This window comes from Martinezella lusitana (assembly GCF_016901135.1).
Classification (GTDB): Bacteria; Pseudomonadota; Alphaproteobacteria; order Rhizobiales; family Rhizobiaceae; genus Rhizobium; species Rhizobium lusitanum_D.
In genome coordinates, this window is record NZ_JAFEVL010000073.1 from 166,703 (window position 1) to 181,597 (window position 14,895).

Genomic DNA, 14,895 nt, shown 5'->3' on the forward strand with positions numbered 1-14,895 from the left:
TTACCGGAAATGGCCTAGCAGATATCAGCTAAAAAACGCTTACACCACTTGCTTGTATTCTAATGTTCTCCGTCTAATCCAAGTATATTATGATACAGGTGCAAAGTATCTCTCGCCATGACGGAGGCTGAAAAGGTCGAGCGGATCGCGTGGATATTCGGCATGTTGCGGCTGCTCCAGTCCGGTTCCGTGATCGCTTCGGCCATGACGCGCGCCAGATCGTCGGCATCGTCTGGTTCGGCGAGTGCGGCGCTGCTTTCGCCGAGTGCCTCGGGAATGCCGCCGACGCGCGAAGCGATCACCGTCTTTCCTGCGGCAAGCGCTTCCAGAACGATGTAGGGCATGGCCTCGGCGCGTGAGGGAACGACGACGTTTTGAGACATGGAGAAGGCTTCGTGTACGCGCATGGCCGGCAGCATGCCGATACGGTGACCGAGACCCTGCTCGATCATCATGGCGCGGTATCTGTCCCTGTCCGGGCCGTCGCCGATCATCAGCGCGGATAGTGGCCTGCCGATCCGCCGCTCTGTCTTTGCGAAAGCGTCCATAAAGAGATCGGGACCCTTCAGGTCCCGCATCATGCCGATATAGACGAAATGCACGGAGTCCGATCGTGTGGGTATACTGCGAAAATCCCGCTCGCTGATGCCGTTGTAGATCATGACCGAGCGCGTGCGCGGCTTGCCTACTTTCCTTTCGTAGGTCCGGCGCTCGAAATCGCAGATGAAGATCAGACCGTCAGTCAGAAATTCCAGTATCCGCTCCAGGCTGTGCACCAGCATTCCCTGTGGTGAGCTGCGCGAGAAATGCAGGCTGCCGCCATGCGCAGTATAAAGGCGGGCTACGCGATACCTGTTCACCCGCAGGATCGAGCCGAGAACGCGCGCAAGCAGGCCGCCCTTGGCGCCATGCCCGTGCAGCACATCCGGCCGCAAACTCTTGATTTTCTTGTAACCGCTCCAAAGCGTCGTCGCGTCGGAGAGGCTGATTTGACGCCGGATCGGCAGGCGGGTCACGCCGAGTGCCAGAAAGGGGGCGATGTCGTCGAACAGCCGGTCCTCATGCTCCCCGCCGGTGAGGCTGTCGCAAAGGATGCCGACTTCGTGTCCCGCTTTGCTCTGTTCTTCCGCTAGGTCGCGGACGTGGCGGAAGATCCCGCCGACCGGAGACCTGAAGCAATGGAGGATACGGAGCGGTTTTGCCATGATCGGGCGCTGTCAGAACAATCGTTCTCTGACATAGACCGTATCGCCTGCCAGCACCGGATCGGAGATGCCGACGCGCCCGGTCATCACGTGGCCGTTGATCTTGCGCGTGACGTCCGCGTTGGCCTGGTTGGCGCGGCTGGAGAAGCCGCCGGCGACCGCGATCGCGTTCTGCACGGTCATACCAGGCACGTAGGAATATTGGCCCGGCTGGCCGACCTCGCCCATGATATAGACAGAGCGGTAACGATCGACGTCGATTGTCACGTCGGGATCGCGGATATATCCCTGGCGAAGCTTCTGCGCGATCTGTCCGGAGAGCTGCTGCAATGTCCGACCGCGGGCAGGGACCTGGCCGATGAGCGGGAAGGCGATATAGCCGGCCTGGTCGACCGTAAAGGTGTTCGTCAGGCCCGGCTGATCGAAGACGGTCACACGCAGGCGGTCGCCGCTATCCAGCATATACGGCTGAATCGTGGATTCGCTGAAGGCCTTCGGCGCAGGCTGATAGGTGTTGCAGCCGGTGAGCGCGGCGCTCACGGCAGCCATGCCGAGTGCCAGAACAATCTTTGGCGTTGCGAAGGGCATTTCGCGCTCACAGGAGAGGAAAATCACTGTCGCCGTTATCGATCCGTTAGGGTTAACGGTCGGTAAAGAGCCAAGAAAATTCTGCCATAAATATTAGACTTATCGAAAGTAACGCATGCGAAATACTATTAACGCTTGGGTTACCATAGTCGTTTACGATTAATTTCGGCTTTATATTATGGAGTTCTTGTATATGTCCGGTGTCAACAACACCCAGCAGGATGTGGACATCGATCTCGCGCAGCTCTTTCGCGCCGTATGGCGGCGGCGATTGCGGGTCATTGTCATTACGTTGGCAGGCGCCTGTCTGGCATTTGTCCTCGCCAAGGTCGTTTCGCCGGAATATCGCAGCGAAACCCGTATTCTGATCGAGCAGCGTGCACCGGCCTTTGCAACGACGACGACCGGCAACGACGCTGGTTCGGCGCCTTTGCTCGACGAGCTTAACATCGCCAGCCAGGTCCAGATCCTGCAGTCGGCGGATCTGATCAAGCAGGTCATCACCAATCTCAAGCTCCCCGAGCACCCGGAATTTGCCGCAGCCAACAAGAGCTCCGCACTTTCCGATATTTTCGTCATGCTGCATCTGAAGCGCAGTGCTCTCGACAAGGCGCCGGAAGAGCAGATGCTGGATGCCTTCACCAGCCGGCTGCAGGTCTACCAGATCAACAGTTCGCGCGTGATCGGCATAAGCTTCACCTCCCGCGATCCGGATCTTGCCGCCAGCGTGCCGAACGCGATGGCGCAGGTCTATCTGTCGATGCAGAGCGGCGCCAAGCTCGATTCCAATAGCGAGGCGACGCGCTGGCTGGAACCGGAGATCAACAGTCTGCGCGAGAAGGTCAGCGAGGCCGAAAAGAAGGTTGCCGACTACCGCTCGGCCAACGGGCTCCTCCAAACGAGCCAGAACAGCAATTTCGCCACGCAGCAGCTTGGTGATATCTCAGGCCAGCTGGCGCAGGTGCGTGGCGATAAGGCCAATGCCGAAGCGCGGGCCCAGGCGGTGCGTAACGCGCTCGCCAGCGGTCGCTCCACCGACACGCTCGCTGATGTCGCCGGTTCGCAGGCAATTCAGCGTCTGAAGGCGACGGAGTCCAGCCTGGAATCGCAGATCTCGGATCTGTCCACGACGCTGATGGATGGCCATCCCAGGCTGAGGAGCCTGCGGGCGCAGCTCGTCGATATCCGCCAGCAGATCAATCGCGAGACCCAGAGGATCCTGGCCAGCATCGAAAACGAAGCCAAGGTCGCGCAGCTGCGCGAGCAGCAGCTGCTGGCGCAATCGAACACGCTGAAGGCCGATAGCGCCAGGGCAGGGGAAGACGAGGTCGGCCTCAATGCGCTGGAGCGCGAAGCCACGGCCGAGCGGCAATTGCTGGAGACCTATCTAGCCCGCTATCGCGAGGCCGCTTCCCGCGTGGACAAGAATTCGAGCCCGGCCGATGCCCGCGTGGTTTCGAAGGCAGTCGAGCCGGTCGATCCATATTTCCCGAAGGTCGGCCCGATCGTCATGGTTTCAGCACTGGCGACCTTCATCCTGACCGCCATCGTCATCATGCTGGCCGAGCTGTTCAGCGGTCGCGCATTGCGGCCTGTCGGTCCCCTCAGTCGCGACGAGAAGGCTTCGCCGGAAATGCCTGCTCGTCCTCAGCCTGATATCCAGGCGGCGCCGGCGCTGGCCATGGTGAAGCGCGCCGATGTGCCCGCAAGCATGCTCTCGGTCCCGGCAGACGAAACCCTGGTGCAGGAGATGGCGGCGGCAATCGATCCGGCGCTCAAGCCGAAACAGGCGGCTCAGGAGGTGGAAGACGAGGAGGATTTCTCCATCCAGTCCGTCGCCGACTATCTGATCGCCAACGGCTCCAGGCTGGCCATTGCCATATCCCCGAACGGCGACAGCGGATCCACCGCGACGGTGATGCTGGCACGGACCATTGCGGATGCGGGAAGCCGTATCGTGCTGGTCGACATGACGGGAACGGGTTGCCCCTCCCGGCTCATGGCTGAGCACGACGAACTTTCAGGCGTCACCGACCTGCTGTGCGGCGAGGCGGCCTTTGCGGATACGATCCACCCCGATCGGCTCTCCGACGCCCATCTCGTGCCGCAGGGCATGAGCGATCTCGGTCGTGCGATGCGCGGCGCCGACAGGCTGTCGCTGATCCTTGATGCGCTCGGTTCGGCCTATGACATCGTTCTCGTCGAATGCGGAGCAGCCGATGTTTCAGGCGTTGCGCGACTGACGCGCAGCAAGGATACGGAGATCATTCTCTCCATGCCGGTGCCCGACGAAAGCCAATTCATCGCTGCGATGACGGAATTCCAGAAGGCTGGCTATGAGCACATCATCCTGATGTCCGGATGGCGCGAGGAGCTCGATCCGGATACGCGGCGCGACGCGGCATGATCAATCCTTGTCGTTCTCGTCCGCCACAGCCGGACCGGCGCCCTGCCAGGCCCGCAGCCGCTGGATGAAGGTATAGAGCTGCCGGTTGGACTTGATGGCGGCCTTGGCACGGGTGATGCTTCGCTCCGCCAGAGCCGCTATATGACCGATGCCGGATATCGGCAGGAACAGATCATGCTGCATGGTCTCCATCGGACACCAGGAGCGCTTGTAGTTCTGGTCGCCGATGCCGAAATCGAAGAGGGCGACTCCCTCGCGATGCAGACGCTCGATCATCAGCCAGAATAGCAATTCGCCGGGGCTCGCCTCGGCAACCAATGCCTCGTCGATCGAGGCAAACTGGCAGATGACGTGATCGCCCTTGCGAGACAGGGCCGCGATCGCCGGAATATGCCCCTCATGTTCGCCCTTGAGCCGGAGGGCATGCATCTGCAGCGTGGCATCGAATCCATCATTCCCGCGACGCAGCAGCCGATGCAGCGCAGCTTGCGTCGGCGCATCGGCAAAGACGTCGGGCAAGCCGGCTTCCCGGAAGCGGGTCGCCTTCTGCTCGAGGAAAAGATCGAGAAGCTCATCCTGCTGATCGGGCGCGGCAATCACATGTTCATAGCCGCCCTTGGCATCGAGGATACGGCTCTGGTGCTTGAACTTCTTGCGGCGGCGCTTGGCGTTCACCTGTTTCAGGCTCGCCTCGAAACTGCCGAGGAAAGGCAGCTGGAAGGCGTGGTTCTGGTTTTCCACGGCGGATAGCGAGGCAAGCGGGCTTCTGCGGCCACGCCAGTCGAGCGGCACGTTGCGCAGGATGACGATGTCCGCCTTGCCGCGCAGAGCTTCTGCGACTGCCGTCGCCTGCGCGGACGTCAGGCCCTCGGCGGTGTCCTGCAGAAATTCGGAGGAGAACAGGCCGGTGTTGATGTTGCTATGGCGCGCACCGATGAATTCGGCTCGGCGCACGCCGCGTTCGCGGATGATCTCCAGCGGCAGAATGAAGGCGGTATGATCCCCAAGCGAGCCGCGAACGATGGCCAGCGGATGCCGAAAGGTCTCTACCCAGGCCGTGCACCAATCATAGCTCTGGTGCAGCGAAGCCAGGTCGTCCCGTTCGAGCGCACGCCATTCGGCCTCGAGCGCGGCCATGCTGTCGAAGACGTCGATGCGGAAGCCGCCGCCCATAGCCGGCCGCGCTGTAACGGGCGCGCTCCGCTCGCCCGTTGCCGAGGCAACGGCCGTGACGGCGATATCCCGTTCTTGCGTCTGCATCCGATCCTCTCCGCTCTTGCGGCGTTCGAACGCAGTCTTGCGGGTGGCGGCTTATTTTTGGCTTAAGATGGGACGATCCGCGCGCATATCCCATGGATCAGGGTTAGCCTTGCGTAAATTGCCCAAGCGCGGCAGCTATTGCGGACGCGGGCCGGCCATCCATTTGATGATCCCCATGGCCGGCAGCACCCAGATGATGCCGCTGAATAGGAAGTAGAGGAAATGGACCCAGCCGGGTTGATCTCCGAGCGTGCGCACTGCAACGATCATGGCAACGATCGCATAGATTACAACCAACAGCACAAGCAGGATCATGCCTATGAATTTGCGCAGGCGAAGGGGCACGGGGTGGTCTCTCCTCTTACGACGACATGCCGCGACGGCATGCCGCAAACTCCCGGGACTTGTTTTGCACGCCCCTATCGGGCAAATCAACAGCCTGATCGAAGGGAGACGACATGGCTGCCACTAATTTCACGACGGAACAGGCTATTTTGAAGGAAGTGGGCCGTCAGGACCGCAACCGCCGCGCCATCCGCCTCTGGCTCGCCTGTGTGCTGCTGGTTCTCTTCGGCCTCGTGCTGGTGGGCGGTGCGACGCGCCTGACCAATTCCGGCCTTTCGATCACCCAGTGGCAGCCGATCCACGGCGTTATCCCGCCTCTCAATGCCCAGGAATGGCAGGAGGAATTCGACCTCTACAAGCACATTCCGCAATTCCAGCTCCTGAACAAGGATATGACGGTCGATGAGTTCAAGGGCATTTTCTGGTGGGAATGGGCGCACCGCCTCCTTGCGCGCGCTATCGGCATCATCTTCGGCCTGCCCCTGCTGTTCTTTGTTCTGACCGGCCGTGTCGAGCGGAAGCTCTGGCTGCCGCTTGCCGGCATCTTCTTGCTCGGAGGCCTGCAGGGCGCCATCGGCTGGTGGATGGTGTCATCGGGCCTCGAGGCGCGCACGGACGTCAGCCAGTATCGCCTCGCCACCCATCTCGTCACCGCCTGTCTGATCTTTGCCGCCTGCATGTGGTTCATGCGCGCACTGTCCCCGCATTCGAACGAACCGCCGCCGACCCGCTATTCAGCGGGACTGGCCGGCCTCATCGCCATAGTGGCGCTATTTCAGATCTATCTCGGCGCGCTCGTCGCCGGCCTTGATGCCGGCCTGAGTTACAATACCTGGCCGCTTATGGATGGCGCCATAGTTCCGGATGGGCTGCTCGTGCAGTCGCCTGGCTGGATCAATTTCTTCGAAAATCCGAAGACGGTGCAGTTCGTCCATCGCCTCGGCGCCTATGCGCTGCTCATTGTCGTCGCCATCAACATGATCATCTCCTTGCGCGCCGCGGCGCACACGACGCATGCGCGCCGTTCCGTGGTCCTGTTCGTGCTCGTCTTGATCCAGGCAATCCTCGGCATTTCCACGCTGCTGCTACAGGTGCCGTTGCACTTGGCGCTGGCGCATCAGGCCGGCGCGCTCATCGTCTTCGGCTTTGCTATCGCCAATTGGCGCGGTTTTTATGGAGAGTTGCCGCGCCAGACGTCGATCGTGGTGGGAGGTTGAGGCGACTTGCGCCTCAACCATTCTAGCGTGAGGCGACGCTTGCGGCCGACGATACCCGCGTGACCACCTTCAGGCGCCTGATTTCGCCACGCTTGAAAGCTGCAAGGAAGCGCCGATAGTCCTTGAAGGAGACGCAGCCGTTGGAATCGCCGCGTGCGCCGAGCATGTAGGTGTGGGCCAGCAGGCCGTTGCGGCCGTAGACGTTCCCACCATCGGACGGCGTCAGGCGTATCGCCTGGACGCCGTGGAACATGCTTTCGCGAAGCGAAAGATTGTATGTGTGCGGCGGCGTCGGCCCGCGGTTCTTCTGGTCGACATAGCGCGGATTGTCATGCATGTAGCCGAGGCCGGAATGGGCTTCCAGACGCTCGCCGCTTGGCAGATAGACGGTCTTCGCCTCGATGTCGTAGATCGCCGTGCCTTCGCCCGGACTGATGGCGGCAAAGGGATTGAGGAATGGCTTCGTCTTGCGCACTGAGCTGTCGTCCGGATCCGCATAGGCCATGACACGCGCCGGCGGCTGCGCGGGGGTATCCTTCATGGTTGCCCTGGCGATGGCGGCAGAGGCCGGGATATTGGCGCGCTGCAGTTCCGGCTCGCGGTCAGGGCGGGCCATCGGCACCACGCTCAGCACGGCTTCCGCCATTGCGATATCGGCGTCCTTGGCCGGCAGCGGTGTCGCTTCGGCAATTGCCGGCAGGTTTGCGGCGGGGGCTGCCGACGCAATGGCGACCGGCAGTGGAACGGCCTGCACGGGACCTGCCGCCGGTATGGAGGCGGCGGCGTATTTTACCTGTGCCAGTGATTGGACCGCGGCGGCAAAGTTGACCGCGATCACCTTGCGCAGACGGTCGATTGCCTCCGGCGAGGCTGCCATTTCGACACGGCCGCTCTTGATGCTCGCTGCCGCGCTTTGAGCCAGCTTGATCTCGGATGTCTGTTGCGCCAGAGCGTTCGCCAGCTGCAAGCGCACGGCGTCCTTATTGGCGGTCTTCGCCTGAACGGCGTCATCCTTCGTCAGCGCATGGGTTGCCCCGCCCACCGGTGCGTTTGCCGGCACGCTACCGAAGCGGCTCCGCTCGTTCAGCGATGCGACCTGGCTGGAGAGGCGGGCGGGATGCGCCATGTGGCCTTGCGGCACGATGAAGGCGGACGCCCGCGGCGTCAGAAAATCATTGGCTGTGCTGGTAGCGCCGGGGAGGGACAGCACCATCGATTGCGTGGTGATCAGCGTGGCGGCGACCCAGGCGAAAGCCACCACGGCGACGCCGGTGGCCAATGTGCCGGGGCGGATGCTGAAGGATTTTTTCCGTCGCGAGGCGTAGCCGGAACGCGAATTGAAGCTACCGAAGCCATCGGTCACAAACGCCATGATACTCGTTATCCAAACTACACAGACACTCTGCCGGCTCACAGATGCACACGTGTCCAGACGCGGAATCCGCATCACGACCACCACACTGCCGACTGTCTGGAAGCATGCCGAATTATGGTAACCAATTCCTTTATACTGGCTCATTCTTGAATATTGATTGAAAATAGCGGTGCCTTCGACGGCCCAATCATCCGGGCCAGCGAAGCGGTTAAGGAATGAATCTGGCCGACAATTGGTCGCGCCGCATCACAGCCGATCACTTTTTCGTGTAGGGTCTGCTAATTTAGCGGAGAGGCGGAATTGTGGCCGCTGATGCTTGGAGACGTCGAATGGGGGTCAATGTCTTCTGAAAACGCCCGGCCAATCGATCTCCAACGGGACAATCGGTCGGGCTGATAGTGTGTCGGCTTGTTGGTTTGCGTTCGGCGCCTCAGGCGCTCAGCATCAGATCCATGTTCTGTACGGCAGCACCCGACGCACCCTTGCCGAGATTGTCGAGCAGCGCCACCAGGTTGACCTGGGCCGCGCCCGGCGTACCGAAGACGAACAGTTTCATCGTGTCCTGGCCCGCCAGTTCGACAGCGTTGACACGCGGCAGGGCGCGGCTCTCGTCGAGCGGGATGACCTGAACAATATCCTGTCCGGCATAATGGGCCGACAGGGCGGCGTGAATGCTTTCCAGCGTCGCGCTATCAGCCAGATCGCCGAGATACAGCGGCACCTGCACGATCATGCCTTGGGGGAAGCGGCCGACGGATGGCGAGAAGATCGGCGCGCGGTCGAGCAGGCCGTGCGTCGTCATCTCAGGCACGTGCTTGTGGGTCAGCGGCAGGCCGTAAAGGAAATGCGGGGCGCTGATCGCATCGGGATGATCCGGGTTTTCCATTTGCGCGATCATCTGCTTGCCGCCGCCGGTATAGCCGGAAACGGCATTGACCGTCACGGGAAAGCCCGCCGGCATGATGCCCGCGGCGCGCAGCGGACGGATGAGGCCGATCGCGCCTGTGGGATAGCAGCCCGGATTGGCGACGAAGCGCGCAGCCTTGATCTTGTCACCTTGATCGCTGTCCATCTCGGCAAAGCCATAGGCCCAATCCGGATGGATACGGAAGGCTGTGGACGTGTCGATGACGCGGACATTGTTGTTGGCCGCCACCATTTTCACCGCTTCCTTCGACGCGTCGTCGGGCAGGCAGAGAATGGCGATGTCGGCGTTGTTCAACATGTCCTCGCGCATGACGGGATTGCGCCGTTCGGCTTCAGGAATGGACAGGAGTTCGACATCACGGCGGTCGGCCATGCGCGTGCGGATCTGCAAGCCCGTGGTTCCGTGTTCGCCATCGATGAAGATCTTCGGTGCCATGTTATTCCTGCTCTTTCAATAGGTTCAGAGTGGTTCCGGACTCAGTTTGCCATGAAGTTGATTCAAAATGATAACGGCTGCATTTGTCTGGCCATGATCTTATCCGAAAACCGTTTCACACTTTTCGGGATCATGCCCTAACGCCCAGCCGCACGCCTTTCAGCGTGGAGACCGAGCATATACATCGCCACCGTTGCCCCCGCAATGGCGGTGATGTCGGCATGGTCATAGGCCGGTGACACCTCAACGACATCCGCGCCCCTGATGTCGAGCTGATGTAGCCGCTGCAGCGTCGAGAGGATCTTCGCGCTGGAAGGACCGCCGGCCACCGGTGTCCCCGTACCCGGTGCATAAGCGGGGTCGAGGCAATCGATATCGAATGTCAGATAGGCGGGTGTGCCTTTGGTGTGCGAGATGATCGTCGAGGCGATATCGCCAGCACTCATGTCCTCCACCTGATGGCCATAGAGAATCTGGATGCCGAAGTCCTCAGGCGCATGTGTGCGGATGCCGATCTGGATGGAGCGATCCGGATCGATCAGACCATCGCGGACGGCGCGGGCGACGAAGGAGCCGTGGTCGAGACGCCTGCCGTCATCGAACCACGTATCTTGATGGGCATCGAACTGCACGAGCGCCAGGGGACCATGCTTGGCGGCATGTGCCTTCAGCAGCGGCCAGGTGATGAAATGGTCGCCGCCCAGCGTCAGCATGAAGGCGCCGCTGTCGAGGATCGCCGTGGCTTGCCGCTCGATTGCAGCAGGTGTTTCCTGATGGTTGCCGTAATCGAGCAGGCAGTCGCCGTAATCGATGACGGACATCTCGGCAAAGAGATCGCGATTGAAGGGATATTGCGGGTCGTTGTCGAAGATAGCCGAGGCGCGGCGGATTGCCTGCGGCCCGAAGCGCGTTCCCGGCCGATTGGAGGTCGCGGCGTCGAAGGGTATGCCCCAGACCACGGCATCGACCCCTTCGAGCGATTTTGTAAAGCGGCGGCGCATGAAGGACAGCGCGCCGGCAAAGGTCGGGTCGCTGGCGGCCGATGTCAGGTTTGTCGCGGTGAAGGCATGGTCAATCGACGTGCTCGGCAAGGGCGTCTCCTTTGCTCGCATGGAAATCATAGGCCCGTTCTACCCGCGCTATGCGAACCTTATATTGCTCGTACCAGCGCTCGCGCCCGAGCTTCTGCGCCGCCAGGTGCGACACGACATTCTTCCAGGCAAGAATGCTTTCCTCGTCCTGCCAGAAGGAGATGGTAATGCCGAAGCCGTCGGCGCCTCGCGCGCTCTCGAGCCCGAGACAGCCGTCCTGCGCCAATGCCAGCGCTTCCATACGTTCGCCCATGGCGCCGTAACCATTATCGCCCTGCGTGCGGATGGAGGAAAAGGAAACGATGTAGTAGGGCGGCTGCGGGGTATCCGCGAAATGCGATGATCTGTCTGTGCTCATGGCGTGCCTCATGGGGCGAACGGGATTCGCGGGCTTCGGTGTGAATCGCGGGCGAGTGGCGCTGCGTGCCTATTTTCCTGATCTGGCCGTGCATTGATATTCCTTTTTCACGCAGGCGATTTGCGGCGTGGAGCACTCGGCGCGGCCGTCGGTCACAACGCAGTAGGAACAGCTATCGGTGAACTCGCGGCAATCGGAGTTCGCCTGAAGAAAGTCCTTCATGCTCTGCATCTCCGCCGCCTTCTCGGGAGGCGTAGCTTGTCCGGTATCGTCGCAAAGGGCTGGCGATATGCCGGCAAACACGAACAAGATGGGCAACGCGAATCTGAGCATGTGTGCACTCCTCATGAAGAAGGCCCGGGTCTGCCATCAAAGGCATGACTTGCCTCGACAGATATGCACTTTTGCCGTGCACGTGTAAAAACAAAAAGGCCGGGAAAACCCGGCCTTTCCAAATTCCGATCTCTGGTAAGCGATTAACGCTTGGAGAACTGGAACGAACGACGTGCCTTCGCACGGCCGTACTTCTTGCGCTCGACGACGCGGCTGTCGCGGGTCAGGAAGCCGCCCTTCTTCAGGACCGGGCGCAGGCCCGGTTCGAAGTAGGTGAGCGCCTTGGACAGGCCGTGACGAACGGCGCCGGCCTGGCCGGAGAGACCACCACCGGCAACGGTTGCGATGATGTCGAACTGGCCGTCACGAGCAGCGGCGAAAATCGGCTGGCGCAGGATCATCTGCAGAACCGGACGGGCGAAATAGGCCGTGTAGTCCTTGCCGTTGACGATGATCTTGCCCGAGCCGGCCTTGAGCCATACACGAGCGACAGCGTCCTTACGCTTGCCGGTCGCGTAGGAGCGACCGAGCGAGTCAACCTTGCGGACGTGAACGGGAGCAGCTGCTTCCGATACCGTGCCGAGATCCTTCAGGGAAGAGAGATCAGCCATTATCAGGCGCTCCTTACGTTCTTCTTGTTGAGCTTGGCCACGTCGAGAACGACGGGCTGCTGGGCTTCATGGGGATGGTTCGAGCCGGCGTAGACGCGCAGGTTCTTCATCTGGCGACGGCCGAGCGGGCCGCGGGGAACCATGCGCTCGACAGCCTTTTCAACGACGCGCTCCGGGAAGCGGCCTTCGATGATCTGACGAGCCGTACGCTCCTTGATGCCGCCGGCATAACCGGTGTGCCAGTAGTAAACCTTGTCTTCGTACTTCTTGCCGGTGAAAACGATCTTGTCGGCATTGATGACGATGACGTTGTCGCCGTCGTCGACGTGCGGCGTGAAGGTAGCCTTATGCTTGCCACGCAGACGCATTGCAATAATAGAAGCGAGACGACCAACGACGAGCCCTTCGGCGTCGATGAGGATCCACTTCTTCTCCACCTCTGCAGGCTTCTGGGAGAAGGTTGCCATGTTGTATACTCTCTTTTAGGACCCTGGACCCGAAGGCATCAGGGCGTTTCTTGTTGCTTGGTTTGGCGTGTAAACGCACGCCAAAAAGAAAGCAGCCCGGAAAGGCTGCGATCTGTGGCGGCTTATAAAGCGAACTGGTATTCACGTCAATATAGTGAAATTGGCCGGCTGTAAAAATATATTAATAGAATCAATGTGTTATAAGTAGGGTATTATTATACCACACGTATAGGGCGTCATCCCAGCCGCAAAACCAGGACGCCGGCGGCGATAATCGCACCGGCGACGTAACGCCAGATGCTTGAGCGCTCCTTCAAAACGACGACGGATATGACCAGCGCGAAGAGGATCGACGTCTCGCGCAGGGCGGCGACCATGGCGACCGGAGCCTTGGTCATCGCCCATAAGGCAAGCCCGTACGAGATGATCGAGCCGCCGCCGCCGATAAGCCCGCGCCACCAATTATAGCGGATGTGGGCGGCGACGGCATTGACGCCGCGCTGCGAGATTGCCCATGCAAACAGAAGGACCGGCGGCAGGAGCGACATCCACAGCGTATAGGATATGGAATTGCCAGATATCCGCGCGCCGATGCCATCGACATAGGTATAGGTCGCGATGACAACGGCGTTGGCAAGCGCCAGCATGATCGCGCGGCGGCTACCCTTTCGTGCCTCGAAGGCAAGCGTCAATATGCCGGCGCAGATGGTCATCGTGCCGATAAGGGCGCCACCCGAAAGCGTCTCCTTGAGAATGAAGCTGCTTGTGGAAACGATGATCAGCGGCGCCACGCCACGCATGAGCGGATAGACGAGGCCGATGTCGCCAGCGCGGTAGGCCGCCGCGACAAGCTGGAAATAGGCGAACTGGAGGATCGCCGAAGCGCCGATGAACGGCCAGGCCGCGGAGGCCGGCAGCGGCAGGAACGGCAGCAAGGGCAGGGCGGCAACCGCACCGCCCGCCGAAACCAGTGCGGCGTCCAGCGACTTATCGGTTCCCGCCTTGATGATCGCATTCCATGTCGCGTGCAGCAAGGCGCCGAAAAGGACAAGAGCGATGACGTCGAAAGACACTGGAACCTCTGAAGTGAACGTTGGCGAACAAAAGTTTGATGTTTTGTGGGAAAGTGAGTGCCATTTGACCCGCAATACGACAAAAAGCAACAGGATGTTCTAGTCGCAAACATGGCGCCGCCCGTTCATGCGCTGGGTTGTCGAGTAAGTAAATGGGTTCGCAGTATGTTCCGACGCCTGTCTTTAAAATTAGATATTACTAATTTATTGGAGTATGAAGCGCGAACAAATATCGCATGTCATGTGAACGCAAGGGTAGAATTAGCCCAGCCTCATTCGAAGAGACATCACATTGCATCGTTGAAAAAAACGACTACTCAATCTTTTGGTGTAGCCTGAACCCATAGCGCGGCTGTTAACGCTGCCCGATCCTGCTGCAGCGCAAAATATCGTGGATAAAATTGCAGATATAGAAGAATATTACAGAGATTGGCGTTGGCAACGGTATGAATCTTTGGAAAAATGCGTTATAGTTTCAGGTATAAAACTAGTGATACGCTGATTCCTGCGGTATAGGGCGACGAAGAACCAAAAAATATTCTGTGGAAAATTAATGAATTTGCATATATTGCGTGTTCGCAATCGGTTCTCGTTTTCGGTCTTCTTTTATAAGACTTCACTAATTAAAGATGAATGAATAGTGAACAGAAGTTGTATTTCATGAGAACCTGTTGGAGTTGACCGGGCTAAGGCGGGTGAAAGCGCTTTGGAAAGCACTCCCAATTGAGGCGCATGAACGTGTTGTCGCGGACTGCCATGGCGGCAGCGCGCTATACTTAAGACAATCAAGGGTCGTGCCCGTCTGTGTGATCGAGAACGGTTGTATTCGATCACGATCCCTAGCGCATCATGATCAGCGTCGGAAAATCAATTCATCGTCATCGAGATCAGTGGTCGGCCGACACGTATAGACGGGGCAGGAGGCGCGATCCTTCGTCGGCAGATAATCCTGATAGGCATAGTAGCCGAGGTCGCACGCATCGCTGTTGACGACGTAGCGATCGTAAAGCGTCATGTTCGGTGTTCTTTTGGCCGGATAGCGCATGATCACCGCGCGCTCGCGACTGATGGTCGCCCTGGCTTCGGCGCAGGTCATGGACATGGAGTTATATCGCGAAATCGCCATCGCCGGCGAGGCTGCCGATATGATCAGCAGGCCCAGGAGAACGATCTTTTTCATCGGGTTAATCCTCCCTGAAGTT

General features: G+C 59.9%; 15 protein-coding genes. 2 read left to right on the forward strand and 13 right to left on the reverse strand.

Going from position 1 to position 14,895, the window contains the following annotated elements; translation table 11 throughout:
• Nucleotides 1-59: 59 nt before the first annotated feature.
• Nucleotides 60-1,205 (reverse strand): glycosyltransferase family 4 protein, encoded by a 1,146-nt coding sequence (locus JTP94_RS30510; protein WP_204854146.1) that lies wholly within the window; start codon nucleotides 1,203-1,205, stop codon nucleotides 60-62.
• Nucleotides 1,206-1,217: 12 nt separating this feature from the next.
• Nucleotides 1,218-1,793 (reverse strand): polysaccharide biosynthesis/export family protein, encoded by a 576-nt coding sequence (locus JTP94_RS30515; protein WP_204854147.1) that lies wholly within the window; start codon nucleotides 1,791-1,793, stop codon nucleotides 1,218-1,220.
• A 193-nt stretch (nucleotides 1,794-1,986) separates the two neighbouring features.
• On the opposite strand from JTP94_RS30515, the gene JTP94_RS30520 reads away from it, so the two are divergent.
• The gene (locus tag JTP94_RS30520; RefSeq protein WP_204854148.1) at nucleotides 1,987-4,200 is read left to right on the forward strand and encodes an exopolysaccharide transport family protein; all 2,214 of its coding nucleotides are present in this window, start codon (nucleotides 1,987-1,989) and stop codon (nucleotides 4,198-4,200) included.
• On the opposite strand, the gene JTP94_RS30525 is transcribed toward JTP94_RS30520, so the two are convergent.
• Both JTP94_RS30525 and JTP94_RS30530 read right to left on the reverse strand, forming a co-directional pair.
• On the reverse strand, nucleotides 4,201-5,460 hold the full coding sequence (locus JTP94_RS30525; RefSeq protein WP_204854149.1) for a GNAT family N-acetyltransferase: 1,260 nt from the start codon (nucleotides 5,458-5,460) through the stop codon (nucleotides 4,201-4,203).
• Between the two features lie 135 nt (nucleotides 5,461-5,595).
• Entirely contained in the window at nucleotides 5,596-5,805 is a 210-nt protein-coding gene (locus JTP94_RS30530) for a DUF2842 domain-containing protein (protein WP_028755205.1), read from the reverse strand.
• A gap of 113 nt (nucleotides 5,806-5,918) precedes the next feature.
• Between JTP94_RS30530 and JTP94_RS30535 the strand changes: the two genes are divergently transcribed.
• Nucleotides 5,919-7,022 (forward strand): COX15/CtaA family protein, encoded by a 1,104-nt coding sequence (locus tag JTP94_RS30535; protein ID WP_204854150.1) that lies wholly within the window; start codon nucleotides 5,919-5,921, stop codon nucleotides 7,020-7,022.
• Nucleotides 7,023-7,044: 22 nt separating this feature from the next.
• Here the strand turns inward: JTP94_RS30535 and JTP94_RS30540 are convergent, their stop codons facing one another.
• From JTP94_RS30540 to JTP94_RS30580, 9 genes are all read right to left on the reverse strand, one after another.
• Nucleotides 7,045-8,394 (reverse strand): DUF2778 domain-containing protein, encoded by a 1,350-nt coding sequence (locus JTP94_RS30540; protein ID WP_204854151.1) that lies wholly within the window; start codon nucleotides 8,392-8,394, stop codon nucleotides 7,045-7,047.
• A gap of 433 nt (nucleotides 8,395-8,827) precedes the next feature.
• Nucleotides 8,828-9,760 carry an N-acetyl-gamma-glutamyl-phosphate reductase gene (gene argC, locus JTP94_RS30545; protein ID WP_204854152.1) on the reverse strand — a complete coding sequence of 311 codons (933 nt, stop codon included), beginning with the start codon at nucleotides 9,758-9,760 and terminating at the stop codon, nucleotides 8,828-8,830.
• A 137-nt stretch (nucleotides 9,761-9,897) separates the two neighbouring features.
• Nucleotides 9,898-10,851, reverse strand: a complete 954-nt coding sequence (gene speB, locus JTP94_RS30550) for an agmatinase (RefSeq protein ID WP_204854153.1) — start codon at nucleotides 10,849-10,851, stop codon at nucleotides 9,898-9,900.
• Entirely contained in the window at nucleotides 10,832-11,209 is a 378-nt protein-coding gene (locus JTP94_RS30555; protein ID WP_204854154.1) for an antibiotic biosynthesis monooxygenase, read from the reverse strand. Before JTP94_RS30555 ends, speB begins: the two co-directional genes overlap by 20 nt.
• Nucleotides 11,210-11,278: 69 nt before the next feature.
• Nucleotides 11,279-11,542 (reverse strand): hypothetical protein, encoded by a 264-nt coding sequence (locus JTP94_RS30560; protein ID WP_204854322.1) that lies wholly within the window; start codon nucleotides 11,540-11,542, stop codon nucleotides 11,279-11,281.
• A gap of 143 nt (nucleotides 11,543-11,685) precedes the next feature.
• Nucleotides 11,686-12,153 (reverse strand): 30S ribosomal protein S9, encoded by a 468-nt coding sequence (rpsI, locus tag JTP94_RS30565; RefSeq protein ID WP_037194169.1) that lies wholly within the window; start codon nucleotides 12,151-12,153, stop codon nucleotides 11,686-11,688.
• Between the two features lie 2 nt (nucleotides 12,154-12,155).
• Nucleotides 12,156-12,620 (reverse strand): 50S ribosomal protein L13, encoded by a 465-nt coding sequence (gene rplM, locus JTP94_RS30570; RefSeq protein ID WP_034507580.1) that lies wholly within the window; start codon nucleotides 12,618-12,620, stop codon nucleotides 12,156-12,158.
• Between the two features lie 236 nt (nucleotides 12,621-12,856).
• A complete protein-coding gene (locus tag JTP94_RS30575; protein WP_204854155.1) occupies nucleotides 12,857-13,693 on the reverse strand; it encodes an EamA family transporter in 837 nt (278 codons plus the stop codon).
• 853 nt (nucleotides 13,694-14,546) lie between these two features.
• Nucleotides 14,547-14,873, reverse strand: coding sequence for a hypothetical protein (locus tag JTP94_RS30580; RefSeq protein ID WP_204854156.1), 327 nt, complete (start codon nucleotides 14,871-14,873; stop codon nucleotides 14,547-14,549).
• Nucleotides 14,874-14,895 lie beyond the last annotated feature (22 nt).

Coding starts and splice junctions, on each gene's coding strand:
- JTP94_RS30560 (WP_204854322.1), bottom strand. CDS start 11,542: ATGCTCAGATTCGCGTTGCCCATCTTGTTCGTGTTTGCCGGCATATCG.
- argC (WP_204854152.1), bottom strand. CDS start 9,760: ATGGCACCGAAGATCTTCATCGATGGCGAACACGGAACCACGGGCTTG.
- JTP94_RS30515 (WP_204854147.1), bottom strand. CDS start 1,793: ATGCCCTTCGCAACGCCAAAGATTGTTCTGGCACTCGGCATGGCTGCC.
- rpsI (WP_037194169.1), bottom strand. CDS start 12,153: ATGGCTGATCTCTCTTCCCTGAAGGATCTCGGCACGGTATCGGAAGCA.
- JTP94_RS30535 (WP_204854150.1), top strand. CDS start 5,919: ATGGCTGCCACTAATTTCACGACGGAACAGGCTATTTTGAAGGAAGTG.
- JTP94_RS30510 (WP_204854146.1), bottom strand. CDS start 1,205: ATGGCAAAACCGCTCCGTATCCTCCATTGCTTCAGGTCTCCGGTCGGC.
- JTP94_RS30555 (WP_204854154.1), bottom strand. CDS start 11,209: ATGAGCACAGACAGATCATCGCATTTCGCGGATACCCCGCAGCCGCCC.
- JTP94_RS30525 (WP_204854149.1), bottom strand. CDS start 5,460: ATGCAGACGCAAGAACGGGATATCGCCGTCACGGCCGTTGCCTCGGCA.
- JTP94_RS30520 (WP_204854148.1), top strand. CDS start 1,987: ATGTCCGGTGTCAACAACACCCAGCAGGATGTGGACATCGATCTCGCG.
- JTP94_RS30580 (WP_204854156.1), bottom strand. CDS start 14,873: ATGAAAAAGATCGTTCTCCTGGGCCTGCTGATCATATCGGCAGCCTCG.
- JTP94_RS30540 (WP_204854151.1), bottom strand. CDS start 8,394: ATGGCGTTTGTGACCGATGGCTTCGGTAGCTTCAATTCGCGTTCCGGC.
- rplM (WP_034507580.1), bottom strand. CDS start 12,620: ATGGCAACCTTCTCCCAGAAGCCTGCAGAGGTGGAGAAGAAGTGGATC.